27 protein-coding genes are annotated in these 25,710 nt (G+C 67.7%); all 27 read left to right on the top strand.

Annotation, left to right across the window (positions count from 1 at the left end; translation table 11 throughout):
- Positions 1-228 precede the first annotated feature (228 nt).
- The 27 genes from AB0300_RS17430 to AB0300_RS17300 all read left to right on the top strand — a co-directional run bounded on the left by AB0300_RS17430 (position 229) and on the right by AB0300_RS17300 (position 25,453).
- Positions 229-903: a ParA family protein gene (locus AB0300_RS17430; RefSeq protein ID WP_005052715.1), complete on the top strand. Its 675-nt coding sequence runs from the start codon at positions 229-231 to the stop codon at positions 901-903.
- Position 904: 1 nt separating this feature from the next.
- Positions 905-1,504 carry a hypothetical protein gene (locus AB0300_RS17425; RefSeq protein ID WP_005052713.1) on the top strand — a complete coding sequence of 200 codons (600 nt, stop codon included), beginning with the start codon at positions 905-907 and terminating at the stop codon, positions 1,502-1,504.
- 118 nt (positions 1,505-1,622) lie between these two features.
- Complete coding sequence (locus AB0300_RS17420) at positions 1,623-2,315, top strand: SAF domain-containing protein (RefSeq protein WP_005052710.1); 693 nt, start codon at positions 1,623-1,625, stop codon at positions 2,313-2,315.
- A gap of 6 nt (positions 2,316-2,321) precedes the next feature.
- Complete coding sequence (locus tag AB0300_RS17415) at positions 2,322-3,149, top strand: hypothetical protein (protein ID WP_005052708.1); 828 nt, start codon at positions 2,322-2,324, stop codon at positions 3,147-3,149.
- The gene (locus tag AB0300_RS17410; RefSeq protein ID WP_005052704.1) at positions 3,146-4,771 is read left to right on the top strand and encodes an ATPase, T2SS/T4P/T4SS family; all 1,626 of its coding nucleotides are present in this window, start codon (positions 3,146-3,148) and stop codon (positions 4,769-4,771) included. Before AB0300_RS17415 ends, AB0300_RS17410 begins: the two co-directional genes overlap by 4 nt.
- Before the next feature lies 1 nt (position 4,772).
- Positions 4,773-5,639, top strand: coding sequence for a type II secretion system F family protein (locus AB0300_RS17405; RefSeq protein WP_005052702.1), 867 nt, complete (start codon positions 4,773-4,775; stop codon positions 5,637-5,639).
- Positions 5,636-6,517: a type II secretion system F family protein gene (locus AB0300_RS17400; RefSeq protein ID WP_005052700.1), complete on the top strand. Its 882-nt coding sequence runs from the start codon at positions 5,636-5,638 to the stop codon at positions 6,515-6,517. Before AB0300_RS17405 ends, AB0300_RS17400 begins: the two co-directional genes overlap by 4 nt.
- Positions 6,518-6,618: 101 nt before the next feature.
- The gene (locus AB0300_RS17395; RefSeq protein ID WP_005052697.1) at positions 6,619-6,813 is read left to right on the top strand and encodes a hypothetical protein; all 195 of its coding nucleotides are present in this window, start codon (positions 6,619-6,621) and stop codon (positions 6,811-6,813) included.
- A gap of 15 nt (positions 6,814-6,828) precedes the next feature.
- A complete protein-coding gene (locus AB0300_RS17390) occupies positions 6,829-7,242 on the top strand; it encodes a TadE/TadG family type IV pilus assembly protein (protein WP_005052695.1) in 414 nt (137 codons plus the stop codon).
- Entirely contained in the window at positions 7,242-7,691 is a 450-nt protein-coding gene (locus AB0300_RS17385) for a hypothetical protein (RefSeq protein ID WP_005052692.1), read from the top strand. The genes AB0300_RS17390 and AB0300_RS17385 overlap by 1 nt, the downstream gene beginning before the upstream one ends.
- Entirely contained in the window at positions 7,688-8,098 is a 411-nt protein-coding gene (locus AB0300_RS17380) for a pilus assembly protein TadG-related protein (RefSeq protein WP_005052691.1), read from the top strand. Before AB0300_RS17385 ends, AB0300_RS17380 begins: the two co-directional genes overlap by 4 nt.
- Before the next feature lie 10 nt (positions 8,099-8,108).
- Complete coding sequence (locus AB0300_RS17375; protein WP_005052688.1) at positions 8,109-8,720, top strand: hypothetical protein; 612 nt, start codon at positions 8,109-8,111, stop codon at positions 8,718-8,720.
- Positions 8,721-9,000: 280 nt separating this feature from the next.
- Positions 9,001-9,756 carry a hypothetical protein gene (locus AB0300_RS17370; RefSeq protein ID WP_253247343.1) on the top strand — a complete coding sequence of 252 codons (756 nt, stop codon included), beginning with the start codon at positions 9,001-9,003 and terminating at the stop codon, positions 9,754-9,756.
- A gap of 16 nt (positions 9,757-9,772) precedes the next feature.
- On the top strand, positions 9,773-13,096 hold the full coding sequence (locus tag AB0300_RS17365; protein WP_005052682.1) for a LysM peptidoglycan-binding domain-containing protein: 3,324 nt from the start codon (positions 9,773-9,775) through the stop codon (positions 13,094-13,096).
- Positions 13,097-13,252: 156 nt separating this feature from the next.
- Positions 13,253-13,711: a prepilin peptidase gene (locus tag AB0300_RS17360; RefSeq protein WP_172400032.1), complete on the top strand. Its 459-nt coding sequence runs from the start codon at positions 13,253-13,255 to the stop codon at positions 13,709-13,711.
- On the top strand, positions 13,712-14,593 hold the full coding sequence (locus AB0300_RS17355) for a hypothetical protein (protein WP_005052679.1): 882 nt from the start codon (positions 13,712-13,714) through the stop codon (positions 14,591-14,593).
- Between the two features lie 20 nt (positions 14,594-14,613).
- Positions 14,614-15,132: a hypothetical protein gene (locus tag AB0300_RS17350; RefSeq protein WP_139833210.1), complete on the top strand. Its 519-nt coding sequence runs from the start codon at positions 14,614-14,616 to the stop codon at positions 15,130-15,132.
- Positions 15,129-15,494 carry a hypothetical protein gene (locus AB0300_RS17345; protein ID WP_005052673.1) on the top strand — a complete coding sequence of 122 codons (366 nt, stop codon included), beginning with the start codon at positions 15,129-15,131 and terminating at the stop codon, positions 15,492-15,494. The genes AB0300_RS17350 and AB0300_RS17345 overlap by 4 nt, the downstream gene beginning before the upstream one ends.
- A gap of 38 nt (positions 15,495-15,532) precedes the next feature.
- Positions 15,533-15,685, top strand: coding sequence for a hypothetical protein (locus AB0300_RS17340; protein ID WP_005052671.1), 153 nt, complete (start codon positions 15,533-15,535; stop codon positions 15,683-15,685).
- 2 nt (positions 15,686-15,687) lie between these two features.
- Complete coding sequence (locus AB0300_RS17335; protein ID WP_005052668.1) at positions 15,688-16,731, top strand: hypothetical protein; 1,044 nt, start codon at positions 15,688-15,690, stop codon at positions 16,729-16,731.
- Between the two features lie 491 nt (positions 16,732-17,222).
- Entirely contained in the window at positions 17,223-17,495 is a 273-nt protein-coding gene (locus AB0300_RS17330; RefSeq protein ID WP_005052665.1) for a hypothetical protein, read from the top strand.
- 224 nt (positions 17,496-17,719) lie between these two features.
- On the top strand, positions 17,720-22,714 hold the full coding sequence (locus AB0300_RS17325) for a CHC2 zinc finger domain-containing protein (RefSeq protein ID WP_005052663.1): 4,995 nt from the start codon (positions 17,720-17,722) through the stop codon (positions 22,712-22,714).
- A complete protein-coding gene (locus tag AB0300_RS17320) occupies positions 22,714-23,280 on the top strand; it encodes a hypothetical protein (protein ID WP_005052659.1) in 567 nt (188 codons plus the stop codon). Before AB0300_RS17325 ends, AB0300_RS17320 begins: the two co-directional genes overlap by 1 nt.
- A 105-nt stretch (positions 23,281-23,385) precedes the next feature.
- Positions 23,386-23,823: a DNA-directed DNA polymerase gene (locus AB0300_RS17315; protein ID WP_005052657.1), complete on the top strand. Its 438-nt coding sequence runs from the start codon at positions 23,386-23,388 to the stop codon at positions 23,821-23,823.
- A gap of 99 nt (positions 23,824-23,922) precedes the next feature.
- Positions 23,923-24,633 (top strand): hypothetical protein, encoded by a 711-nt coding sequence (locus tag AB0300_RS17310; protein WP_005052653.1) that lies wholly within the window; start codon positions 23,923-23,925, stop codon positions 24,631-24,633.
- Between the two features lie 14 nt (positions 24,634-24,647).
- On the top strand, positions 24,648-24,863 hold the full coding sequence (locus AB0300_RS17305; protein WP_005052651.1) for a hypothetical protein: 216 nt from the start codon (positions 24,648-24,650) through the stop codon (positions 24,861-24,863).
- Positions 24,860-25,453 carry a hypothetical protein gene (locus AB0300_RS17300; protein ID WP_005052650.1) on the top strand — a complete coding sequence of 198 codons (594 nt, stop codon included), beginning with the start codon at positions 24,860-24,862 and terminating at the stop codon, positions 25,451-25,453. Before AB0300_RS17305 ends, AB0300_RS17300 begins: the two co-directional genes overlap by 4 nt.
- The last annotated feature ends 257 nt before the right edge of the window (positions 25,454-25,710 follow it).

Genomic DNA, 25,710 nt, shown 5'->3' with positions numbered 1-25,710 from the left:
CACCGACAGAGCGCGTTCATCGCACAGTTCTAGCGCCGTAGCTCCACATGCTCTAGCGCATGTGTCGCGCCAGACACGCGCGATTGTTGTTGCATATAGGCGTGAATGTGACGCTATACTGGCGCCCATGAACCCGCCACAGTTGCCCCATACCCGCGCCACACATCCGCACACCGCGCGCTCGACTGGCGCGACCGCTGCCAACGCCCTCAGCCGTGGAGGCCGATCGTGAGAATCATCGGCGTCTGCAACCAGAAGGGCGGGGTGGGCAAGACCACCACCGTCATGAACCTCGCGGCCGCGCTGTCCCGCGCTAACAATGTGCTCGTGGTCGACGTCGACCCGCAGCAGTCCGCAGCACGCTGGGCCGAGCGCGCGGGGGATGACCTTCCGTTCGACTTCGCCGCCGACGTCGACCCCAACAACATCATGGGATTGCGTGACCTCGACGGATACGACATCGTCCTCGTCGACACACCTGGCAGCCATGAGAACACCGGCGTTCTCACCGCAGTCCTGCAGGTCGCCGACTTCATCGTCCTGCCGCTCGAAGCGGCCACCATGGCCATCGAGTCCGTCGCGGACACGCTCGCCGAGCACATCATCCCGACTGGGGTGCCCTACCGACTCCTGCTGAACAAGATCGACACCCGCCGAGGCGGGCGGCGACTCGAGGACTGGGAAGAGCAGCTCGACACCGTCGAGTTCATCGAAGGACAGATCGGACTCCCGCGGTTCCAGCGTCACATCCGCCTGTCCGCGAGCATCGAGGACGCTCCCTACGACGGCAAGGTCGTCACGCAGTACACCGATTCCCGCAAGAACCAAGCAGCGATCTCCGACTACACCAGTGTCGCGTTGGAGCTCACATCGCTGTGGGCCAACCAGATGAAGGAGGCCTGACGTGGCACGCCAGGATCTCGGAAAACTCACCCGCCGCGCCGTGCCGACGCCGGCTCCCGCAGAACCCGTGGAGCCCACCGTCGACCAGGCTCCGCCCACCGAGCCCGTCCCTGCAGCGGCGGTCGAACCTGCGGCCGCTCCTGCGAAGAAGCAGGCGCCGCGCAAGCAGCCGACTCGCACGACCCGCGCGGAGGACGAAGACGGGGGAGAGGGGGAGGAGCGGGAGACCGCGACCAAGGGCGTCCCTGTCCACCTTCCGGTCCCGCTGAACGACCGACTGCAGGCGTACATGGCCAAGACGCGCAAGAGCCACCAGACGGTCCTCCTGGACGCCGTCTCGGCCACCTATAAGCGTCTTCCTGAACTGATCCGCCAGGCCACCGCCGGCGGAGAAGAGACTGACGAGGACTGGACGGATCTGTTCAACCGGCAGAAGCGTCCCGCCCCCGTCACTGATGCGGGGCCTCGCGTCAAGCACACCGTGCGCGTTGCCCCGTCGTACCGCGCGATCCTCGATCGCGTCACCGCTGAACTCGATGCTCCCTCCCGGAACTTCGTCATCATCACCGCCTACGAGGCATTCCTTCCGCCTCTCGAATAGACGGTGCGGTGTCCAGCTACAGCAGAAGACCAGCTGTCGCGACAGCGGTATATGAGACACTCACCGAACTGCTTAGACACCTACGCCACATCCGCCCACGTTGAAGGACTGACTTCCAATGACCACCACCACTGACCGCAAGAGCAAGCGCACGAAAGACACCACCGAGCAGGGCGAGCAGAAGCAAGGACTCACTCCTGCAGTCCTGCAGCCGACGAAGTCTCGCCGGCGCCCCGCGATCATCGCCCTCGGCATCGCGCTTGTCCTCCTCGGCGGAATCGGCGTGTGGTGGGTCACCACGAACCTCACCCGCACCGTCAGCGTCATGGCGACCAGCGTCGATGTCTCACGCGGGGAGACGATCACCACAGACGACCTCACGACCATCCAGCTCGCCGGCGGGCAGCAGGTCGACGCCGTCTCCGCCGCGGATGCCGCCGACCTCGTCGGAACCACCGCGCTGGTCGACCTGCCCGCTGGCACCCTCATCACGTCGGCCAACACCGGCGACACCCTCGCGGTGCCGTCCGGCTCCTCGATCGTGGGCGTCACGCTCACCCAGGCGCAGATGCCCGGCTACCAGCTCGCAGCAGGCGACAACGTCCGTGTCGTCGAGACCCCCGTCACTCAGGGCGACCCGCCCGTCGAAACCCCCAAGAGCTTCGACGCCACGGTGTTCACCGCCACCTACGACACTGAGACCCAGGTGTGGGTTGTCGACCTGGTCGTGCCGAACCGTGAAGCACCCGACATCGCCGCTCGTGCCGCCACCGGCCGTGTCGCGCTGGTCATCGACTCGACGGGGGAGTGACCCCGCATGGCGATCATCTTCCTTGCCAGCGCGTCCGGCGCCCCCGGCGTGACCACCGCCGCCGGCGCCCTGGCCCTCAACTGGTCCAAGCCCGTGATCCTCGTCGAGGCTGACACCACCAAGACCAGCAGCATCATCCCCGGACTCATCCGCGGGCAGGTCTACCACAGCACCGGACTGACCGAAGCGGCCGTCGCAGACCAGTACGGCGCTCTGACCCCTGACAAGCTCTGGGAGCAGACCGTCGAGCTCAGCCCCCGCTCAGTGCTCATCCCCGGCTTCAAGAGCCTGCAGGGCGCCGCCGGCGCGGGCCCCCACTTCTGGCGGGCACTGCTCGACGCGCTGCGACCCTACGAGTCCGCCGGTTACGACATCCTCGTCGACGGCGGGCGCCTCCACGTCAACGACCCTCGTCTCCCGCTACTGCGCGAGGCGGACAGCATCACCCTGTTCACCGATCGCACGTTGCCCTCCGTGGCAGCCGTGCTCGCACACTGGCGATCCCTCGACGAGAACCGCAACACCGTCCCCGAGTGGCTGCTGAACACGCTCAACGAGATCGGGCACGCCAGCTACGTGGATCTCCTCGTTACCGAACGCTCCACCACGCAGGAGACCTGGCCTCTCAAGACCGTCACCAAGCAGATCGGCATGAACCTGCTGGGCACCATCCCCTGGGATCCGAAGGGCGCCGCTATCTACTCGGTCGGCGCACCCACCCTCGGTGCCCAGCGCACCCCCTACTCGCGGGCCATCGGCGCACTGCTGCACAGCTACAGCGATGTCCTCAACACCCGCACATACACAACCACCGACTGGGAGGGACAGCAGTGAGCGACTCCACGCCCGACCCTGCAGACCTGGGCAACATCCCGTTCTTCACCGCGCCAGCACCGGCCACCGCGCCGGCACCGGCAACACCGCAGGCACCAACGACCGCACCGGCCGACACGGGCCTGCGCAACCTGGGACACGCCGCCGCGCACCTGACCCGTGCGGCGCAGCGGAACGCTCCGGCCGAAGCCGCCCCCACGACACCTGCTGCTCCGATCGTGCCGACACCGCCCTCCACCCCCGAACGGCCTGCACCCGAGGTCACTCCGCAAACCACCCTCGACGCGCGCAGCGATCTGCCCTGGGCCGACATCGCCGCCATTCGCGACGAGGTCTCCCGTGAGCTCGCCGCGGTATTCAGCGAGTCCATGGACATCACTGCCGAGCAGCGCGAGCAGACAGCGCAGGACCACATCGTTGACCGGGTCCGAGCTCGCGTCGACGACCAGACCCGACGCCCCGGCGAGGGCCGCTGGCCGGCGCCGATGCAGACCGCGATCCGGCAGGCCGTCTTCGACCAGCTGTTCCGCCTGGGTCGGCTGCAGCCGCTCGTCGACGAGCCCGACGTTGAGAACATCCACATCAACGGGTTCGACGACGTCTGGATCTCCTACGCGGACGGCCGCGTGGTCAAGTACCAGTACCCGATCGCCGAGAATGACCGTGAGCTCGAGCGAGAGATCAACCTGCTCGCCGCCCGCTCGGGTGAGGGCGGACGATCGTTCACGAGCGCCCGGCCGCGACTGCACATGGACCTGCCCGGCGGAGCGCGCCTGGCAGCGATCGCCGAACCCGTCGCCACCCGCCCCACGATCGTCATCCGTATCCACCGCCTCGTCGACGTCACCCTCGACCAGCTCGTGGAGCGCGGCACCATCACCCGCCAGGCGGCAGCCTTCCTCCGCGCGGCCGTCATCGCCGGGGTCTCCGTCGTCACCAGCGGCTTCCCCGGCGCAGGCAAGACCACACTGCTGCGCGCGCTCGCCGACTGCATCCCGGCCGAGGAGAAGATCGTCACAATCGAGATGGAGCGTGAGCTCTACCTTCACAAGATCAACGACCGCCACCCTCGAGTGGTCTCGCTCGAGGCGAAGCCGGGGGAGGGGGAGCGTGGCGCCGATGGGCGGCTGCCTGGTGAGATCACCCCCGAAGACCTGGTCTACGACACCCTCCGACTGGACACGCAGCGCTTCATCGTTGGTGAGGTCCGCGGGCCTGAGATCTACGCCATGATGCAGGCCATGCAGTCCGGTGTCGGGTCGCTGTCCACTCTGCACGCCGCCAGCGCAGACGACTCGATCGACCGCATGTCGGCGCTGATGCTGTCGCGCGGCAACAACACGACCCCCGTGTACGCCTACCGGATGATCGAGCAGAACATCAAGATCGTGGTGCAGATCTCGAAGATCATCGACCCCGCTACCGGCAAGCCCCGCCGCGTCGTCACCGAGATCGCCGAGATCCTGCCCGGCGAGGAGCAGAACAACTCCCGCCCTGTGGCTTCTCAGGTGTTCCGCTTCGACCGATCCACCGGCAGCCTCATCACCGCTGACATGCCATCGCCGCGGCTCCTCGAGGAGCTCAAGTTCTACGGCTTCGATCCCGCGAACCTGGGAGTGTGAGATGACTACCGCAACCCTCGCTCTGTGCATCATCGTCGCGGTGGCCGGCGCGATCCTGGTCATCCTCGGCGCCGCCCATAAGCCCAGCACCAGTGGGCTGCCCACGCGCAGCGCACTTCGCGGGAAGGCGACACGCGACTTCACCCGCACGCAGCAGATCCAGCTCGTCGGCGGCGCCGCGGTCGGTCTGGTGTTCGCGCTGATCACCGGATGGTGGCTGCTCGTGATCGCGGTGCCCGTCGCCGCTGTCGGCCTGCCATGGCTGCTGCAGAAGGGCCCCGAGGAGAACACGATCGCCAAGCTCGACGCCCTCGAGTCCTGGACCCGCAGCCTCGCCGGCCTCACCGTCTCCGGTGCCGGCCTCGAACGCACCATCGCCGCATCGCTGAGCAGCTGCCCCGAAGCGATCCGCCCACAGGTCACGCAGCTCGTCGCGCGCATCAACGCCCGGTGGACCACCACCGCGGCGCTGCAGGCGTTTGCCGACGATCTCAACGACGAGACCGCGGACGTGCTCGTGATGCATCTTCTCCGCAAGGCCGAGCTCCGCGGCTCCGGTCTCGCCGCCTCGCTCGAGGATCTCGCCAAGAGCATCTTCGAGCGGGTCAAGATGCGCCGACAGATCGAAGCCGACCGCGCCACCCCGCGCAACGAGGCCAGGTTCGTCGTCTACTTCACCGTCGCGCTGCTCGTACTTCTGGTCCTCGCCCAGCAGTACTCCGCCCCCTACGGCACCCCGATCGGTCAACTCCTGTTCGCCGCGTACCTCGTCAGCTACGCCCTCGTACTGCTGTGGATGCGACGCATCAGCCGCGGCGTGCCGGCACCCCGTCTGCTCGTTGCCTCCGAGAAAGCTGGTGAGAAGTGAACCTCGCACTAATCGTCCTCCCTGGCCTCGTCCTGGGGCTCGGCTTCGCGCTGGTCATCGCCGCACTGGTGCCCACCCAGCCCAGCCTCTCCGCAGCGCTCGATCGGATCGGCACCACCACCGTCGCCGCCGACCCCGCCTACGCCGCCACCCTTGAGAACCGGGTAGGCTCAGCCGTCCTCCGTCGCGTCGGCGACAGCCCCTCGCTCAAGATCCCCACCCGCGATCTGCGCCTGATCGGCATGAGCGTCAACCGGTTCCTGTACCAGAAGGTGCTCTCCGCCGGCCTCGGCCTCATCGCCCCCATCGCGATCGGACTGATCTTCCAAGTCCTCGGCCTGACCGCGTTCTACATCCCCGCACTGTTCGGCATCCCCCTCGCCATCGGCGGCTGGTACCTGCCCAACCTGCTCGTCCGCGACCAAGCCGAAGCCGCCCGCAAGGAGTTCTCCCGCTCGGTCGCCGTCTACATGGAGCTCGTCGGATCCGAACGCATCAGCGGCGCCCCTCCCGGCAAAGCCCTCGAGTCCGCAGCCCAAGTCGGACGCAACTGGGCCTTCGTCCGTATCCGCCAAACCCTCACCGAAGCCCGCTACGCCGGTACCGCCCCCTGGGACGCGCTCGAGCAGCTCTCCGTCGAGATCAACGTCCCCGACCTGGGTGAAATCGCCAAGGTGATCAGGCTCTCAGGGGAGCAAGGAGCATCGGTATATGAGACACTCAGGGCACGGGGGCAGAACCTCCGGGACCGACTTCTGAATGACGAAGTGACGGAGGCGAACAAAGCAACCAACAAGATGACCATCCCGATGACCCTCACCGGCGTCCTCTTCATGCTCCTCCTCGGCACACCGTTCGTTCTCAACGCTTTCTTCTGAAAGGTTGTTTATCCACCGATGTCCGCGAAGGCTCCAAACCGGGGCCTATACCTAGTAGACCAAGCACCACCCACCCAGAGAGAGAAAGGAACCAGGATCCTATGTCGACCCTGAGCCGAGAGTTCCTGTCCCGCATGCGCGGGCGGGCAGCTCGCTTCACCGAAGAGCCCGAACGTGGCTCCATCACCCTCGAGCAGGTCATCTGGACCGCCGGGATCGCGCTCGCCGCGGTGGCCGTCGTGGCGATCATCGTCACCGCGATCAACGCCTACGCCGGTCAGATCCCCACCGGCTGAAAGAGCCACCCGCAGATGGTCCGCACCACCAACCCCGGTCACCGGCAGCGCCTCAGAGAAGCGCTCGCCGGTGATCGGGGTGCGGCCACGCTGCAGAACACGATCATCGCCCCGGTACTGCTGCTCGTCCTCGCGGTCTTCCTGCACCTGGGCATCATCCTTCACGCCAACAACCTCGCCCACGCCGCCGCCACCAGCGCCTACAACGCCGCCCGCGCCTACAACGCCAGCGGAACAGACGGCTCCACCGCCGGCCTCGCTGTCCTGAACCAGTCCGGCTCACCGATCAGCGGCGCGTCCGTCGCGGTCGACCGCGGCGCCAACACCGTGACAGTGACCGTCACCGGCAACGCCCCCTCCTTCGTCCCCGGACTGACCACCAACATCGACGTCACCGTGACCGGCCCCACTGAAAGGTGGGTCAACTGATGCGCACCATCCGCACCCTCATTGCCAAGCTCCGCGACGACCGCGGCTCCGCCGGCCTCGAGATCGCCATCCTCGCCCCGGCCCTCGCCGCCGTGCTCGTGCTGCTCGCAGCTTCCGGACGTCTCGCTCTGGCCGGCAATGCCGTCGAGTCCGCAGCGTCAGCCGCAGCTCGCGAAGCCTCGCTCGCGCGCACCACAGCCGAGGCGCAGGAAGCCGCCGAAGACATGGCGCGGATCTCGATGGAACAGTCCGGCGTCAACTGCACCACCCTCTCCGTCAACATCGACGCCTCTGGCCTGAGCGCCCCGATCGGGACCACCGGCCGAGTCAGTGCGACCGTCTCCTGCACCGTCGCACTCAGCGACGCCGCCATGATCGGCCTCCCCGGCACCCGCGACCTCACAGGCACCGCTGCTTCTCCGGTCGACGCCTACAGGGAGCGGCGATGAAAACCATGATCCAGAGGCTCCAAGCCAAGTTCCGTGACGACAAGGGCGTCGCGACGATCTACTTCGTCATCATGACCGTCGCGTTCCTCGCGATCGTCGGACTCGTCGTCGACGGCGCCGGCAAGGTGCAAGCCAACCAGCAGGCCTACACCACCGCAGCCAGTGCCGCCCGAGCCGCAGCGAACGCGGTCAGCGGCCAAGCGATCATCGACGGCACCACCGCGATCGACAGCAACCGAGCCGTCAGCGCCGCCAACGGCTACCTCGCCGCCGCTGGCGTCGGAGGAAGCGTCGCCGTCAGCGGCGACCGCATCACCGTCACCGTCGACACCGACTACTCGGCAACCTTCCTCCCCGTGCCGTTCCCCGTCCAAGCCACAGCCACCGCAGAGCTGATCACCCAATAGGAGCCCCACCATGAGCATCAAGCGCCTCGCCATCGCCGGCATCATCGCCGCCGCACTGACGCTGACCGCATGCACGGGCACCGGCAACCAGAACCCCACCGCCAGCCCCACAGACACCCCGACCCCCACGCCTACCGCCAGCAACGCACAGGTTCCGCCGCCGGCGAGCGAGGATGAGGCGATCACCGCAGCGGAGACCGTGCTGACCCAGTACTTCGTCACACGGGGCGAGGTCAACGCAGCTGGTGGTACCGATACTGCGCCGCTTGAGGCGTGGGCGACCGGGCGAGCTCTCGAGGTCGCTGTCAACGATGCAGCTGGCATCGCAGAGGGGCCGATTCTCAACGTCGACCAGGTGAACGTCGAAGGCCCCGCAACCACAGAGGGAGCGATCAAGTACGAAACGGTTGCTTCCTACGGGCAGGAGTGGGAAGGCATCGAGAACGGTCTTGTCACGATCAATGCCTGCCAGGACGCGAGCGAGTACAAGGTCTGGGCTAGCGACGGGTCGGAGGCCATGCGCCCCGAAGCTCGCAGCACCTTCGACTACCAGGTCGTCTACGACAGCGAGAGCGAGACCTGGCTGGTTTACAACCTGATCAGTCTGGGGGAGAGCTGCTGACCGTAGCTCGGGAGATCGCATGCTGAAACGACTAGTCACCGCCCTTGCCTCGATCGCCTTGATCGCAGGCACCTTGATGGCCACGGCTGCGCCTGCTAATGCTGCCGGTGGTGTTTGGTGTGACCCGGAGTCTTCGCGTTGCTACCTCACGATCTCGATACCTTCGGATCCGGCGCCGAACCCGGACAGCAACGGGTGGACCCCTGGCGCACCGACCTGCTACTACGAGAACTCGCAGTCTGGCCTTCTGCAGCTGGGCTGGACCGAGGATCAGATTCGAGTGTTCGAGGGCGGCACCTACCAGCGCTTCTACGCGATCATCGACTGCGGTGGATCCGACTCGTACTGGTCGAACACGCGGCAGTGCTACGTCTTTATGAAGGACGGCGTATGGCCGGCCCGCCCGCCGGGCTACTCGCAGGAGGCCGGCTACTACGGCTGCATCATGTTCAACCCGACGCCCGGTGGATCGCCGGGCCTGGGCACGGAGAGCAACTTCTGGGGTGAGACGGTCCCGCCGGGGCTGCGGGTGCTCACTCCGGGTGCCGCTGCTCAACAGCTCATCTCCACGTTCGCCCTGCGCGGCATCGACATCGGCATGGCTCCCGAGGTCAACCCGGAATGGGGTCACCGTCGCGGCTACGTCGGGGTGCCGATCTGGCTCTGGGTCAACAACCCCGAGCCCCTGACCTGGGGCCCCTATACGGAGACCGCGACGCTGGGTGGGCAGACGATCACGGCGACCGCTCAGGCCACGTCCGTTCGCTGGCAGATGGGCGACGGCGCGTCGACGACCTGCGGCAACACCGGCACCCCGTACAACGTCGGCTACGGCATGACGACGTCGCCGACCTGCGGTTACCAGTACACGTCGACCTCGAGCCGGAACCCCGGCGATCGCTTCACGGTCACGGCCACGACGAACTGGACCGTGACGTGGACCTCTCTCGCCGGCCCCGGCGGCACCATCAACCTGACCACCAACAGCGCAGTCGACCTCGAGGTCAACGAGCTGCAGACGGTCATCGTCCCCTGACCCCCAAGGAGGCATCATGAACCGCATCGGAAAGGGCCTCGGGTCGCTGATCCTGCTCGCCGTGCTCCTGGTCGGTATCCCCGCCGGGCTCGTGTTCTTCGCCGGCAACCCGCTGCCGTCGTGGGACGAGCTCGTGGCCGGGTTCACGATGCGCGACTACACCGGATCCTTCCTGATCGGGACGATCATGCCGATCGTCGCGTGGATCGCGTGGGCGACCTTCGCTGTCGGCTTCCTCGCCGAGCTGCCCGCGCAGCTGCGCGGCGTGCCGCGGCCGCGGATCCCTGGCCTCGGCGTCCAGCAGAAGGTCATGGGCGGTCTGCTCGCCGCAGTCATCGCACTGTTCTCGCCCGCGGCCGCGTTTGCGTCAGAGGTACCCACACAGCCTTCGGTGTCGATGAGCACCTCTGTCGTCTCGGTTGCGACCACCGAGGCTGCGACTGAGGAGGCCCCTGTCGTCGAGGCAGGCCCGCAGTACGTGGTGACGGGTACGGACACACTCGCCCGGATCGCGGAGAGCACGCTGGGCGACCGCAGCCGCGCTGCAGAGATCTCCGCGCTCAACCTCGGTGTGCAGCAGGCCGATGGGGGAGCGCTGACCGCATCGGGATGGCTGCAGGAGGGATGGGTGCTCACCCTGCCGGCAGACGCCGTCGTGCCAGCCGCAGCGGATGTCGCGGCAGCGCCTGCAAGCGCCGAGGCGGAGACGGTCACCGAGATCACCTACGAGCAGCGTGCCATCGTCTCCGGCGACACCCTGTGGGACATCGCGGCCGAGGAGCTCGGCGACGGTACCCGCTACCCCGAGATCTTCGAGGCCTCGAAAGACATCGTTCAGCCTGGCGGCGGCACCATCACCGATCCGAACTGGATCTACCCCGGCCAGCAGGTCAACATCCCCGTGGCCACCGTCGTCCCCATCGCTCCGACCGACGACGCGGCGGGCACCACCGGCAGCACTGGCTCGATCGACACGGACGAGGGCGCTGCCGGCGCCGTCGACGTCGACGCAGACGAGGGTGCTGGTGCCGCGGGTGCTGGCGGCGGCGCCGACGAAGGCGCTGGCGCGTCGGGTGCGGATGCCGCGGCCGAGGACGAGGCCACAAGCGGTCTGGGGTTCACCACGGATGCCACCCAGGCGCCCGCCGACGAGGCGCCCGTCGACGAGGCTGCAGCTCCGGCCGCGGCCGTCGACGTCGACGAGGACGACACGAGCGGCATTGAGGACTACTTCCAGGTCGCCACCATCGGAGGCATCGGCGCCACACTCGCCGCCGGCCTCCTCACCCTCCTCGGGTGGCGGCGTCTCAAGCAGCGCCGCGACCGCAAGCCCCGCCAGCGGATCGCGATGCCCGACGAGACGGTGTCCTCCGTGGAGCTCGAGCTGCGCGCCGTGGAGAACCCGCTGGGCGCCGAGGCGGTCGACACAGCCCTGCGCCACCTGGCCGTGTGGGCGCAGGAAACCGGCAGCCGGCTCCCCGCGCTGTACGCCCTCCGCCTCGATGAGAGCTCGGTCGCCGTCTACCTCGACGAGCCGACCGACCTTCCGGCACCGTTCACCCAGTACGACCCCGAAGACAAGCTCGCTTGGATGGTCGCGCTGACCGACCTCGAGCCTCTCGACACGGTCCCGTCCGCGCCGTACCCGGCGCTGGTCATGCTCGGCCACGACGACAACAACGGGCACATCTTCGTCGACCTGGAACGGATCGGTGCGCTCAACGTCACCGGCGCCACCGGAGAGCTGCGCCAGGGCGTGCTTACCGCCATCGCGATCGAGCTCGCCGCGAACACCTGGTCTGAGGACGTCCAGGTCACCCTCGTCGGCGTCGGCGATCGCCTCCCGCTCGCGCTCGGCAGCGGCCGCGTGCGTCACGTCGAGGACACCGACACGCTGCTGCGCAACCTGCACGGACAGGCCGCGGCGGTCGAAGCTGCTCTCGCTGAGCTCGGCGTCGACGGGCTCGAGCAGGCACGTACTACCGGAGCGGATGCGGAGGCCTGGGCGCCGGAAATCATCATCCTCGGCGACAACCCGGACGAAGCCACCCGTGAAGCCATCAGCGAGCTGGTCACCCGGATCCCGCGGGTCGGTATCGCAGCTGTCAGCGCCGGCCACCTGACGGGCAGCTGGAACCTGGCACTCACCGAGGACCGTCGAGCTCAGCTCGAGATCCCCGGCACCGGCGTCGCCATCCCGATCACCCCGCAGCTTGTCGGCACGCGCGAGTACAACGAGATCCTCGCGCTGTTCGACGTCGCCACAGAGGGCGCCGCTACCGGCGTCGCGCTCGACGACGAACTCGAGCTCGACGAGATCCCCGCCGCTGCAGTCGAAGCCGACGAGGTCGAAGCCGAGCAGCTCCCGCTCGTCGACGAGCCCGACGTCGAGATCTCCGAGCCTGTCGCCGCCGAGAAGGAGGCGGAGATCTCCGAGGCGGACGAGGCAGCACCCGCCGCCGTCGACGAGGAGCCGGCGGAGACCGTCACGGTCGACCTGGTCGACGAGGAGGCCGCGGCCGAGCACGACGAGCCGCTCGCGGCGATCACACCGCTGCACCGTGGGCCGTACCTGCAGCTGCTCGGACCCGTCGAGGTTCGCGGCGCGCGTGGAGAGGCGCCGGTGAACCCGAACACCGCCGCGCAGTGGCGATCGGCAATCCGCAAGGGGACCGAGCTGGTCGCGTTCTTGTCGGTGAACCCGAACGCCACCGCCGAGCAGGTACACGCCGTGTTCTGGCCCGGCCAGATCGCCTCGGGCAAGAAGGCAAACGACGACCGCAACGGGCTGACCTCCAAGACTCGCCGCTGGCTCGGACAGAACGATGACGGCGAGCTCTATGTGCCGCTCGTGACGACGGGGGAGTACCGGCTGCACGAGGACGTCCGCTCCGACTGGCAGGACTTCCTCGGTCTCATCGGTGACGAGATCTCTGACACCCCCACCGACCGGCTGCTCGCTGCGCTCGAGCTCGTCAAGGGACAGCCCATCAGCGGCGTCCCCGACAAGCGCTACGTGTTCGCCGACCGGCTGCGCAACGAAATGATCGCGACCATTGGCGACGTCGCCCATGAGGTAGCCACCCGCAGCCTGTCCACAGGGAAGGTCCGACACGCACGCCTCGCCTCCGCGATCGGACGCATGGTCGACCCCATCAACGAGGTCTTCTGGCGTGACGGTCTGCGCGCCGAGCACCAGGCAGGCGACCACGCCGGCGTCGAGCGACTGATCACGCAGCTCGAGCAGAACCTTGCCGCCGTCGACGAGGACTACGAGCCCGACACCGAGACGCAGTCCCTCATCGCTCAGCTGCGACAGCGCCACGCGATCGCCAGCTGACCCATGACCACAACTCGTGAGGCCCCCCAAAGCGCGCGCGCGGGACGTTTCCCGGCGTTGCGGTACCCGCTCGCGGCTGTGGGGGGCTTCGCTCTGTCAGCGGCCATCACAGCGCCCCTGAGCCCCGATCTCGGGCTCACGGTCGGCAGTTGGGTCATGATCAGCGTCTACAGCGTCTACGGGGCGCTCCTGGCGCGCACGGACCTGCAGGAGCGTCGACTGCCCGACGCGCTCACACTCACGCTCGCCGCCTTCCTGACGGGCACCGTCCTCGCTCTCGCGATCACTGCCGGCGCCGGCGGTGCAGCGATCTCTGCAATCAGCGGCGCACTCGGCCTCGCGGTGTTGCTGGCAGCGTTCGGGCTGCTCGGGCAAGTCGGTTTCGGTGACGTGAAACTCGCTCTCAGCGTGGGGCTGCTCACCGGGTGGCACACCTGGTACTTCCCGTTCATCGCAATCGCGGTCGCCTACGTCCTCGCGTTCCCCCACGCGATCATCGCGGCGGTGCGACGCAAGCACGGACACGAGAGCACGGACCTCCCGTTCGGCCCCTACATGATCGCCGCCGGCCTGGTCGTCGCGATCGTCGCCACCCTCGCCACCCTCGCCAGCTGAATGTCCGACGAGTACTACAGCCCCGAAGGGGAGTACCTACGGCGCGTGCTGCGGCGCAGGCGCGCGCGGACCGAAGTCGCGGCCGCGGGCTGGTTCGGCCGCAGACGCGCACGCGACCAGCTCCGTGAGCTCGAAGAGAGCGACGGCCTCGACGATGCAGCACAGCGATGGGCGCGTTCGATGCTGCTGACCGAGATCGCGAACGCCTGGGCGCGGACCTCCCGGCATTCCAACGAGTGGCATCCGCGACTGCTCGAGCACCTTCCGGGCCTCGCCGAGGAGGCCGCGGCCGAGGCTGTGCTGCAGGCCGGTGACGACGAGTTGCTCCACCCGCTGCTCACCGCCGCGGCCGCGGAACAGCTCGCGCGTGAGAACGTCGATCGGGTGAGGCGCGTGGTGGACGACCCGACCATCTACCTGCTGCGCACCACGACGCCAGAGGGGAACCCGATGACCGTGCTGCAGCACGCTGCGAGCGGTCTGCGTGGACGATTCGCCGTCGATCCCTTCGACGGGTTCGGTGACGTGTTCTCGAAGCCCTACGACATCCCGTCGATCAACCCGGACAACCCGCACGACGATGGCAACCGCTGGGAGCTGTACGCGGGTCTCGGCATCGGGCGTCGCCTGTACCTCTCCGCGGCCGACCTCCACCCACACGTCCGCTGGCGTGCCGGTATCCAGAGCCCCTATGCGGCGCCGCTGCGCACCAGGCTGCACGACGCCGACCCGTACCACTGGGGGGCGAGCTGCACCTGGTGCAACGAGCGGCGGATCATCTGGCGCGAAGCCGACCCGACCAAGCTCGCCGAACACCCCATCACGCCGGCGCCGGCCGCGATCGCCCCCCGGATCATCGAAGTCATCACCAGCTCGAGGTAGCAGAGGGTCATCCTCCGTGGATGCTCGCGCCGACGAAGACCGGGGGAGAGGCCACCTGTGGCAGCGCCTCCTCACGGCCGCACACCACGCACGCCAACGCGGCAGGGCGATCGCGCATCACCACACCGCAGCAATGCGGCTGGGTGCCGGCTGCCAGCCAGTCGTGGACCATCCTGCGAAGCTACGCCCCCGCGCGGCCGCGAGCATCGACTTCTCCACAGCACGTTCCCCAGACAGGTGTTTTGTGGCACAATACCTATATGGGAATCGAGTGGCCGGAGTCAGCTGACAAGCACGACATCCCCCACGCTGACGCTCTCTACGCAATGCAGAACGCGACCTACACGAGCACCAAGGTCAAGATCAACGACGGCGACACCCGCAACCAGCGTCGCGTCTTCATCGGCCCACAGCACGCACAGACCGATCGGCTGATCGAAGTGCTCATTGAACTCAAGCCCGGCGGCAACTTCGTCGTCTACCACGTCATGCCGCTGGGCGCCTACTACCGCCGACAGATGGAGGAGGAGAACGAATGACCCTCAGCAAGAAGGACCAGGAGCGCTACGCCACCCTCGCCGCGCTCGAAGAGCAGCCCACCGGCGCGTCAACGCCGGGGGATAGCGCCCACGGCGCCGACGCCGCAGCCATCGGGCAGCAGCTCCTCCTCGAGGCCCTCGGAAGCACACAGGCTGTCGCACGGGCCGTCGGAGGACGACCCCGCGTCGGCGGCACGGCCGCGGGATCCGGCGCGTCCCCGACGATCCGCACCCGCGTCACCCCGACCCGCAAGCGCGAGGTCGACCAGCTGCGCGCGCAGCTGGGGATGAAGACCGACTCCGACGTCGTCCGAGCCGCCCTCGACGAGTACGTGCAACGGCACCTGCAAGCCAGCGCATGACAGCGGGGAATGTCGGAGACGACCACTAGGGTCCGCCCATGCGCGTCATCGGAACCATCCGCAGCACCGCCACAGAGCGGATCACCGTCGAGGCCGGCAGCTACCAGGAAGCGCGCGAGATGCTCGAAGCGCAGATCCCCGAAGGCCACGAACTCATCGCCATCCGCACCGACGACACCGACGCCAGCTGACCATGGGCACACTCGCAGACTCGATACCCGCAGCTCACGCGCGAAGCGCCTGGGCTGCGGGTATCGAGCCCCTGCGTGAGGCGTTCCCACTCCACGCCGACAAGCTCGTCCGCGCGATCGCGTACTCCTACATCGAGCCCCTCCCGACACCGATCTTCATCATCGGGGGAACCCCCACAACCCGAGACGCGCTCGCCGACGCACTCGCCGAGCTCGCCGGCGAGATCGAACGACCACACATCGACCCCCTCACGTTCGCAGGAGTCCGACGTGCCGTCGTGCCCGGCAGGCCACTGGTCCTCACCAGCGCCCCCCACGTCAGCCCCCGCGCACCACTCAGCGCGCTCGACGAGATCGAGATCGAGAGCTTCGTCTCATTCGCCACCCCACTCAGCAAGGCCTCCGCGCTGATCATCGCCAGCTCTCAGACAATTCAGCCGCTCAGCGCCGAGCGCTCCATCACCATCGAGCTTCCCCAGCGTCCGCGCAGCCTTCAACCGCTCCGCTCGCTGGGAAGTGAACCCGCCGCTGCCGGCCGACGCATCATCGCGAGCTATCTGCAGCAGAACGCGCCCCACCTGGATCTCGACCCTCATGGGATCAACATCGCCCGACATCCCGACTTCGCCAAGCCCCGGCGCCTCGACGCCGCGTTCTACCTCGGCGACACGATCCTGAGCACCCTCGGCCTCGATGCTCCCGCCCAGCCCGCGACGTCATGGCTCGGCGAGGACGACCAAATCATCTGGGCCCTACGCGAGGCCGTCAGATACCTGCTCGCCAACGGCGGCGAGCTCACCGACAACGCCAGCCAGACCAAGGAGTGGGTGATCGGACGCACCGACCACCGCTACCTGTATATCCGCCCCACCGAAGCGCTGCCCTTCATCCGGGCCGCGCACGGTGACCCCACCCTCAGCATCAAAGCGATCACCACGACACTGCGCCGGCTACATCTGATCGGCACCAAGACCGGAACCGTGACCGCGCGAATCGGTGGAGAACCCACCCGCGTCTGGAAGATCCCCGCCGATCGAGAGATCTAGCGCGACACGCCGAGCTCAGCGAGCGAAGACGGGCCACACCACCCGAGGAATCCACTCCGAGGAAGCGTCGGATGACACACAACCCTCGTCGACGCAGCAGTATTGCTCGCACGTCGCTGTAACAGCAAAGCCCGACTCGCGCGCAGTGGTACACAATTGAGGTGTACCAACGAAATTAGCGCTGACCTGGGGTTTCATTACCTCTGGTACACCTGCCGATTCGCAAGGTGTACCAAGCATTTTTGCCTTCTGATCAGTGTTTTTATCGCGTTTGGTACACCTGGTACACCTTTTCAGCGGCAGCCCTCACACATGCGCGCCCGCGCGAGGCGTAAAAGGTGTACCAACAGCGAAGCCAAACTTTTTTCGGGAACCGATGTCCGCGAAGCGTCCGAGGCTGGGCCTATACCTGGCATGAGAGCTCAGAGCCGTCTGCGCGACGCACCGAACCAATCCGTGATTCTGAATCAGCTACGTGCTAGAAACAGGGCATGCCAGCCAGAGCGAAGCCAGGACGTCGTTCATACGGCCCTCGCGCCGTCAGGACGGTTCGATATCCGGAGGCCTACGACCCGATCCTCGAACGCCTCGCTGCGGAGTCTGGGATCCCCCTCAGCAGCTGGCTTGCGCTGGCTGTCTCACAGCAGGCCGGGCTTGAGATCCCGGACTACGTCAAGGACGAGTTGGAAAAGGCGGCGCGCGAGCGCGCTACGCGCGAGGCAGAACAGGAGCTCGACATGCTCGACATGCCAAAGTCCGCGTAGAAAGACTCAACCCCCTCCGGTCTGCCAACCATCGGGGGTCTTGAGTGCTTTTGGGTCACAGCCTCCTGCCAGAGGCTGATCAAGTTACTGATGCTGAGTCAGTCAATCCATGATCGGATGTTCATGATTATAGCCGCGATATTGCGGATGTCTAGCGTTGGTGTGGCCGTCGTGTCGCACACGCTGGGCGCTGCAGCGTGCACCCGAGGGGGTGTGCTGCAGCGATGACGCTTGAGTACACCGGCACGTCGACGGCTACGAACTCTCTCGATCGTGTTCTCGAGGCCCTGGACCGGGGCGGGTGGAAGCCCCGCCGGCAGGGAAGCCAGCACATGGCGCTGTGCCCAGTGCACGGCGACGCGATGCCGTCGCTGAGCATCCGCTACGACCGCACCGGCGGCAAGGTGATGTTGCACTGCTTCGGCTGCGGCGATGCCTTCGATCTCCGCGACGTGTGCGGCGCGCTCGGCCTGACCGTCAGCGACCTGTTCGACGCACCGCTGCCCGCCGATCGCCGCACCGGCTCGCGCACCCCGCGGGCGAAGCGGCCCTCGCTGCCGCCGCGGCTGACGCAAGATGAGCTCGCCCCCAAGACTCCGGATCTGACGGGCGCGACATGGCGCCAGGTCAAGGTCTACGAGTACGTCGACGACAACGGCGTCGTCCTGCAGCGCGTGCACCGCGAAGAGACCACCCTGGACGGACAGCGGCACAAGAGGTTCACGCAGAGCTACCGTGGCGCCAACGGCCGGTGGGTCAAGCGCAAGCCCGAAGGCTTTGCGCCCCTCCTGTACAACCTCGCCGCGATCCGCGCAGCGGTCGCCGCCGGCGGCGACGTGTGGCTGCTCGAGGGGGAGAAGGACGCCGACAGCGCGATCGCCGAGGCCCTGGCCGCGACGACGAACGCCGGCGGTGCCACGGCGTTCCCCGCCGAGCTGCTCGAGCAGTTCCGCGGCGCCACCGTCAACCTGGTCGTCGACAACGATCCCGCCGGCGCACAGCGGGCCGCGGCGGTCGGCGCGCAGCTGGCGGAGCTGGGCATCCCGGCACGGATCTACCTGCCCAACCTCGACGACCGCAAGTCGGACTTCACCGACCACATGGACGCCGGCGGCACCGTCGCTACGCTCGTCGAGATCTCCGTCGACGACGCCCGCGCCATGGTCGCCGCGGCCGAGGCAGACAAGCTCGTCCACGGCCGCACCGGCGTCGCCGTGTGCCTCAAGGAAGCGACTGCCCAGCTTGAGCAGAACCAGCAGGACCGGGCAACCTCCGAGCAGCACGCCGAGGCGTGGGCGCGCGAGTCCCTCAACCGCCTCGAGCGGATCCACGCGATCAACCCGGACCTGACCGCGGAGCAACTCAGCGACCGGGGCCGCGTCGCCCTGACCGAGTACGCGGCCGCGGTCGCGGAGGGCGCGCGGATCTCCCGCGACACCTACATCGTCGCAGGTCTCGACGTGCCCCAAGCGGTCGCCTCCTCCGTGGTCGCAACCCGCCCCGTCGTCGACGAGCAGCAGCCGGCAGAGACTATCGAGATCACCCCCTCCGCACCCCTCACGCAGACCGGCAGCGGCGGCGGGGGAGTGTTCTTCGGCAACGACAACCCCGAGGACCAGCCCGAGAAGCGCCCCTTCATCCGAGGCAACCACTACGGCGTGGTTGAGGGGCAGACCGTGCTCATCAAGCACACCCCCGGCGACGAGGACGACCAGTACCATCGGGTCATGCACGGCTGGGCAGAGGTCCAGACAGTCGCCATCGAAGACGACGGCACGGACAACGAGATCGCTCGCCCCCCGCACCTGTACGTGATCAAGTTCTCCCGGTGGGTCCGCAACGATCGCGGCTACCCGATCCGCGACAAGGAGACCGGCCAGTTCCAGACCGAGTCGGTGGTGCTCAAGTACACCGAAGACCAGATCCGCGACGGGTCATGGTCCAAGGCGATGCCCTGGCCTGGGTTCCTCGAGTCGAACAGCCGCCGCGGCGCGGATCAGGCATGGGATGCGATGAACGCGATCAAGCCGCCGCGGAACAACAGCATCGTGCACACCACGGTCGGATGGCGCACCACCGACACCGGCGACTACTTCGTGCACGCGACCGGCGCGATCGCCAAGAACGGCGCGCTCGGCGTCGAGGTCGACGTCGCGACGACCTCCGAAATCTACGCGATGCCCGAGCCGACCACCGACCGCGACCAGCTGCGCCAGGCGTGGCTCGACGGCACCGTGGCGCTGCGGGAATCCGAGCTGCCCGCCCGTGTGATCGCACCGCTGCTCGGCCACTCCTGGACCGCCCCGGTCCTGCCTGGCCCGATCTTGCTGCACCTGGTGGGCGGGTTCGCTTCCTACAAGACCTCACACAGCCGTCTGGCCGTGCAGTACTTCGCCCCGAACCTCACCCACAACACCAAGGGCCTGATCTCCGGCGCATCCGGCGGATCCACCGCGATCGGCCTGCAGCGCACCCTCTCCGCGATCAGCAACGTGCCGGTGATCGTCGACGACTTCGCCCCGGACGGCAACGCCAGCGACGCGATCCGCCGCATCAGCACCCTGGGCCGCACCGTGTTCAACGGCATCGGTCGCATCCGCGGCAAGCAGCGCGGCGGCGCCGAGGCCGACCGCCCGATCCTCGCCAGCATCATCACGTCCGGCGAACTCTCCGCCCAGGGCTCCGCCGACTCCCGCATTGTCAACCTCCCGCTGGATCCCGCCACGCTCAAGAACGGCGGCGTGATCTTCGGTCGCCTCGAGTCCAAGCGCGCCCGCCACGCTCGCGCGCTCATCGGTGCTTCGCTCGTGCAGTGGACGGCCGCGCGCCGTCAGCAGCTCGTCGACGACTTCACCGAGGCCGAAGAGGACAGCGAGCACCGCCTGTGCACGCAGGCCTACTGGCGTGAGGCCATCCCCCGCCAGAACGGGCACGCGGGCCTCCACGACCGCCTCGTGCAGTCTGCCGTGGTCCTGGACCGCGGCATCATGATCATGCTGATGATGCTCCGCGACCTCGACGTCATCAGCGACGACGAGGCCCGCGACTTCTACGGGTGGGCGCGAGCGGGCATCGCCGAGGCGATCAGTCTGCAGGACTCGTCCGCATCCGACCCCGCCGAGCAACTCATGGAGTACCTGCGCGAGGCGATCGCCAACGGCAACGCTCACCTAGCCGGCATGGACGGCACAGTCCCCGACGATGCGAGCTCGCTGGGGTGGGCCGACCAGTCCACCGGAATGAACCCGCAGTGGCGCCCCAACGGGCAGCGCGTCGGCGTCATCAACAAAGACCGCCTCTACCTGTTCCCGACGACGGCCGTCGCCGTGGCCCGTCAGATGTCGCAGCGCGCCGATGAAGCGTTCAGCGACACCAAGACCTCGCTCTCCTCGTCGATGCTCTCCCACGGCTGGCTCATCGCGGACGGCGCCGGCAAGCGCAGCGTCGTCCGCCGCACCGGACGGTCGATGCAGCACCGCGTGTGGGACATCCCACTGTCCGCGCTCACCGGCAGCGGCCCCGACACCCCGAACGACGACACCGGCCTGGACGGGGGAGAAGGCCCCCAGACGCCGCCCGAGAACGACATCCCGTCGCTGTTCGAGGCGCCCAAGGTCGACGAGGCCACAACCACCCCCGAGGCGCCCGCACAGCCCGCCGTGACCGAGCCCCAGCAGCCTGCATCCGCAGAATCACCCGCCGCGCCTGCCCCCCGACCGGCAGCGCCCGCACAGCCCGCCGTCGCGACGTCGGCCGAGGACTTCCGTGCACCGCTCGGCGTGCTCCACACGGACGGGCTGTGGCTGTCCACGGGCGAGCTGATCACCATCCGCGGTCAGCTCGAGCACGCCGGCCAGCTCGCGCAGCTCGCCACCGACCTCAACCTGGGCACCCGCATCAACCAGGGCACCAACGGGGCGCGCAAGACCGAGCGCGGCCAGATCTTCCTCACCATGGAAGCCGCTCTCGCTCTCGGACTCCCGCTGGACACCCTGCCCGAGTCCACCGACTCCGACTACGGCAAGCTGCTGCGCGAAGCCACCAAGGGGCACCCGTTCATCACCATGGCGACCGAGACCGGATTCTCGCTCAGCGGCGACGGATCCATGGCCGGCAGCATCGACATCTGGCGCGAGGATGACCGCCGGATCGGCGCGCACATCGCCCTCATCCCTGCCCAGGACTTTCGCTTCATCAGCACGATCCTCGACGGCGACCCAGACCCCGCGACCATCGCCCGTCGCCTGGGGAAGTTCACCGCGGCGCTCAAGTTCCCCTACCGCAGCAGCGCCGGCACCACCGGCACCAAGCTCATGCGCGCGCTGCTGCCCCGCGACAAGCACGACGAGATCTACTACCCACAGGACCGCCCCGGCCCGGTCAAGGACCAGATGATGGCCGAGGGTGACTTCAACTGGCAGCGCAAGCTCTTCGGCGACGAGCTCGAGCAGCGCTGGGTACACGGCTTCGACCGTGGAGGCTCCTACCTCGCCGCCGCGAGCACCGAGGTCGGCGTCGGAGCCCCCACCCACTACGACGGCCCGCTGCAATTCACCAAGGCCACGAACAAGCCCGGCTACTGGCTGATCACCGCACCGGAACCCGGCAGCTGGCTGATGCCCGACATCTTCGCCGCCCAAGGCATCGTCCGTGACGGGTTCACCGGATCGCAGATCTGGGTCACCACCCCCACGCTCGAGCTCGCGAGCGAAATGGGCCTCGAGCTCGAGATCCACGAAGCCTGGCTGTGGGACCGCAAAGCCAAGGTCTTCGAGGCCTGGTACAAGCGGGTCCGCGACGCCCGCACCACCCTCGACACCACCGACGTCGACGACCAGGCCGCTCGTGACCTCCTCAAGATCGTCTACGCGGCCGCGATCGGCATGCTCGACTACCGCGGCGACCACGACACCCTCGCCGTGTGGGCCCCGCACCGCCACGACATGATCGTCGCGAAGTCCCGCGCCAACATCATCCGCCGCGTCCTCGCCAACGCCGAGCGCACCGGCCGCTGGCCCGTCGCGATCGAGAAGGACACCGTCGTCTACACCAGCGACCACATCGACCCGCTCGAGGCCTGGCCCGGCGACCCGTCCTGGTTCGGCCGCGGCCTCGGTCAGTACAAGTACGAGGGCTCCGACCAGCTCTCGCATCACGCCGAGTTCCTCAACGGCGACGGCACCTACAAGGGCAAGCGACACCTGAATGAGTTGATCTGATGGCACTGAGCAAGGAAGCGCAAGCGCGGCAGCTCGCCGCGATGTTCGAGGGACTCACCGGGCACAAGCTCCCCGAGGTCTCCCGCGACACCAAATCCATGCTCAAGTTCCTCTTCCCCGGCCAGAGCGACCGGTTCCCGATCGCCACGAAGCTCGCCGCCACGAAGCTCGGAGTCTCCCAGGGCACCGTGCAGCGCTGGATCCGCGGGGCGCAGAATCCCCGCGCCGCGATCACCCAGGAGCTCACCAAGCGCGTCCGCCAGTCCGTCACCACCAAGCGCGGCCGCGGTCAGCTCGCCAAGCGCATCCAATCCCAGATCCCCACCCGTCAGCGCACCATCCGCATCAACGCGCTGCAGGGCCCGTCCGCAGACCCCACGGACAAGAAGTACGTCGCCGAACGGTTCAGCAACCTCGATATGTCGCCCTCCGAGCAGCAACAGCTCTATGACGCCTGGGTGCAAGGCGGCGACACCGGCGCCACCGACTACCTCACCGGCCTCTACGACAACCGCTACGTCGACGGTTGGCAGTTCCACGGCATCAAGGGCGTCGAGTTCCGCTGACACGAATGACCCGGCACCACAGCCTCGTCACGCTACGCTGTATGTAGTGAATGTCACGCTTTTATCAGGTGTGACCGGACTGACGACCAGAGAAAGGACCAGCCGATGGCAGCCTCCATGCCCGAGCTCGTCGACTACGCCTACATCGCCGAGAAGCTCAACGTCTCTCAGCAGACGGTGCGCGTCTACGCCACCGGCACCAAGCAGCGCAAGGCCGGCTTCCCCGAGTCGGTCGCACCCAAGACCGCGCGCTCGCCGCTGTTCCGCAAGAAGGACGCCGACGCGTTCATCCAGCGACGCCTCACCGAGACCGCCGGCGACACCGCCCAGGAAGAGGCAGCTCACAGCGCATTCGCCGAGCTCGGCCGCGAGATCAACCTGCGCAGCCGCGAACAGCTGCAGCAGGCCCTCTTCGAGGATCTCAGCCTGCCCCGCACCGAGAAGGACTCCGTCTCGACGCCAGCGCTCAAGAAGCTCTATGCCGACACCGGATCCACCTTCGTCGCCCACGTACTCGCCTACCGCGGCGCTGCAGTCGAGTGATCGCCTCGCGCTCGCCGCAGCGCCGGCACCAGCTCGGTTGACGGAGCGCGCCCACGCCTCTAGGCTGTGAATGTCACATTCACTAGTAGGAGTCAGGTAATGCCAGACGAGATCGACACGCCGGCACCCTTGTGGTTCACCCCCGAGAGCGCCGACGTCGATGCGCTCGAGCAAGCCTGGGGAGCCCACAAGCTCAGCAAAATCATGGGCGCCGCCCTCGGCAGCTTCAACCGGCTCGGCCACGTCAACGCCGGCACCGCCTCCGACACCTTCGGCGTCTCGGAGGGCACCATCCGCCGGTGGATCCGCGACGGAGTTCCTGCCAGTCGACTCGAGCGTGTCATCTCGCTCGTCCGCCCACCACAGGGCGCATTCGACCAGGAGCGCAAGGATCTCGTCTACGCCCGCGGCGCCGTGACCAAGATCACCACCGATCCAGAGAACGCCGTCGCACTCTGGGGCTACAAGGGCTACCTCGAGCAGTGGGATCTCGCGATCATCAAGATCAAGGGAATGCCCGTCCTCACCGTCCGCATGGCCCGCACCGACCGCGACCGCGCCGCAGACAAGCGTCTCGTCGCCGGCGGCGAGCTCGTCGAGCGCGTGACCTTCCCGAGCTACTGGGCAGCCATCGTCGCCCGTAGCGAGCTCCTCGAGGACGTCTACCCCTACCGAGTCCAGCTGCGCAACACGAAGCTCGCCAGCGGCGCTGGCAAGGCTTTCCTCGACGAGGCTCCCCGCAAGACGTTGCGCTCCTACCGGAAGCGTGCCCGCACCAGCGTCCGCAAGACCACCGAACAGAGCGACTGACAGGCGGCAGAGGCATGCTCCGACAGCTCCCGCTCAACCTTCCCGACGAGGACGAGCTTCTCGCCGTCGCCACGATCACGCTCGACGGCGCCGGGGAGTACAGCCTGAGCATCCACAACATCGTCGACGCCCCGCTCAAAATGACGCCCACTCAGCAGGCTCGAGCGCTGCGCATCCTCGCCACCGGTATCGAAGCAGAAGAAGCAGTCGGCAGAGAGCAGACCCCGTGAGCAAGGGGCACACGGGCCCCACGTTCTGGCATGGCGGGTTCCCCGGCCTCACGGTCGGCTCACGCCTCCTGAGTCCCTATGACGCCGCGGCCGCGCGCATCCCGATCTCATACACACCCCGCGATCGGCCGCAAATCGGCCTCGTCTCTCGCACCGATCGCGTTTACTTCAGCACGCGCCAGGAGTTCGCTCGCGCCTTCGCGTTCCAGACCGAGATCACCACACCCTCCGGCACCCTGACATCGCGAGGCACCCTCTACGCCGTCGAGCCGATCGGCGCCACCGAGGAAGATCCCGACTTCGCCGGCCACGAGATCTCATGGTGCGCGCCCGGCGCCATCATCACTGCGATCGTCGAAACCGATGTGCGCATGCGAGCTCGTGACGCAACCCGCGTCATCGGCAGCTACGCCACCTGGGACGACGGTCGACCGATGTACCTCGAGGACGGACGGCTCTGCATCACCTGGCAGATGGAGAGCCTCGGCCTCACTCAGGACACCGTCGACGAGATCGTGCGTCCGTGGACTCCTGTCGAAACCGCACTCGAGCGCATCGCGACAGCCACCCGTACCCATCACCCCCGCTGACCGGGGGAGCCGCGGTGTCGACCGCGCTCGGAATCGAGGCGAGGCCGGCCGAGCGCAGCGAGCCGGACCTGCCGGGCACCGCCACGACAACTGCACCCACGACAGCGGCCGGCTCGCCGGCCCGCCCGAGGCGTGCGGCGCAGCCGCTTGCCCACCCGGGAAGACCCGCCGATGCCGGGCAGTCGCTGGAGGCCTACCTCGCCGACCCGGCCTAGTCCGGCCCGTCGCCAGGCCGCGCTCGGGCGCGCCCCGTAGAC

The sequence above is a fragment of the Microbacterium sp. NPDC078814 genome (assembly GCF_040702645.1).
GTDB lineage: Bacteria > Actinomycetota > Actinomycetes > Actinomycetales > Microbacteriaceae > Microbacterium.
Note: the sequence above shows the minus strand (reverse complement) of the source record. Positions and strands in the feature narration are given on the sequence as shown.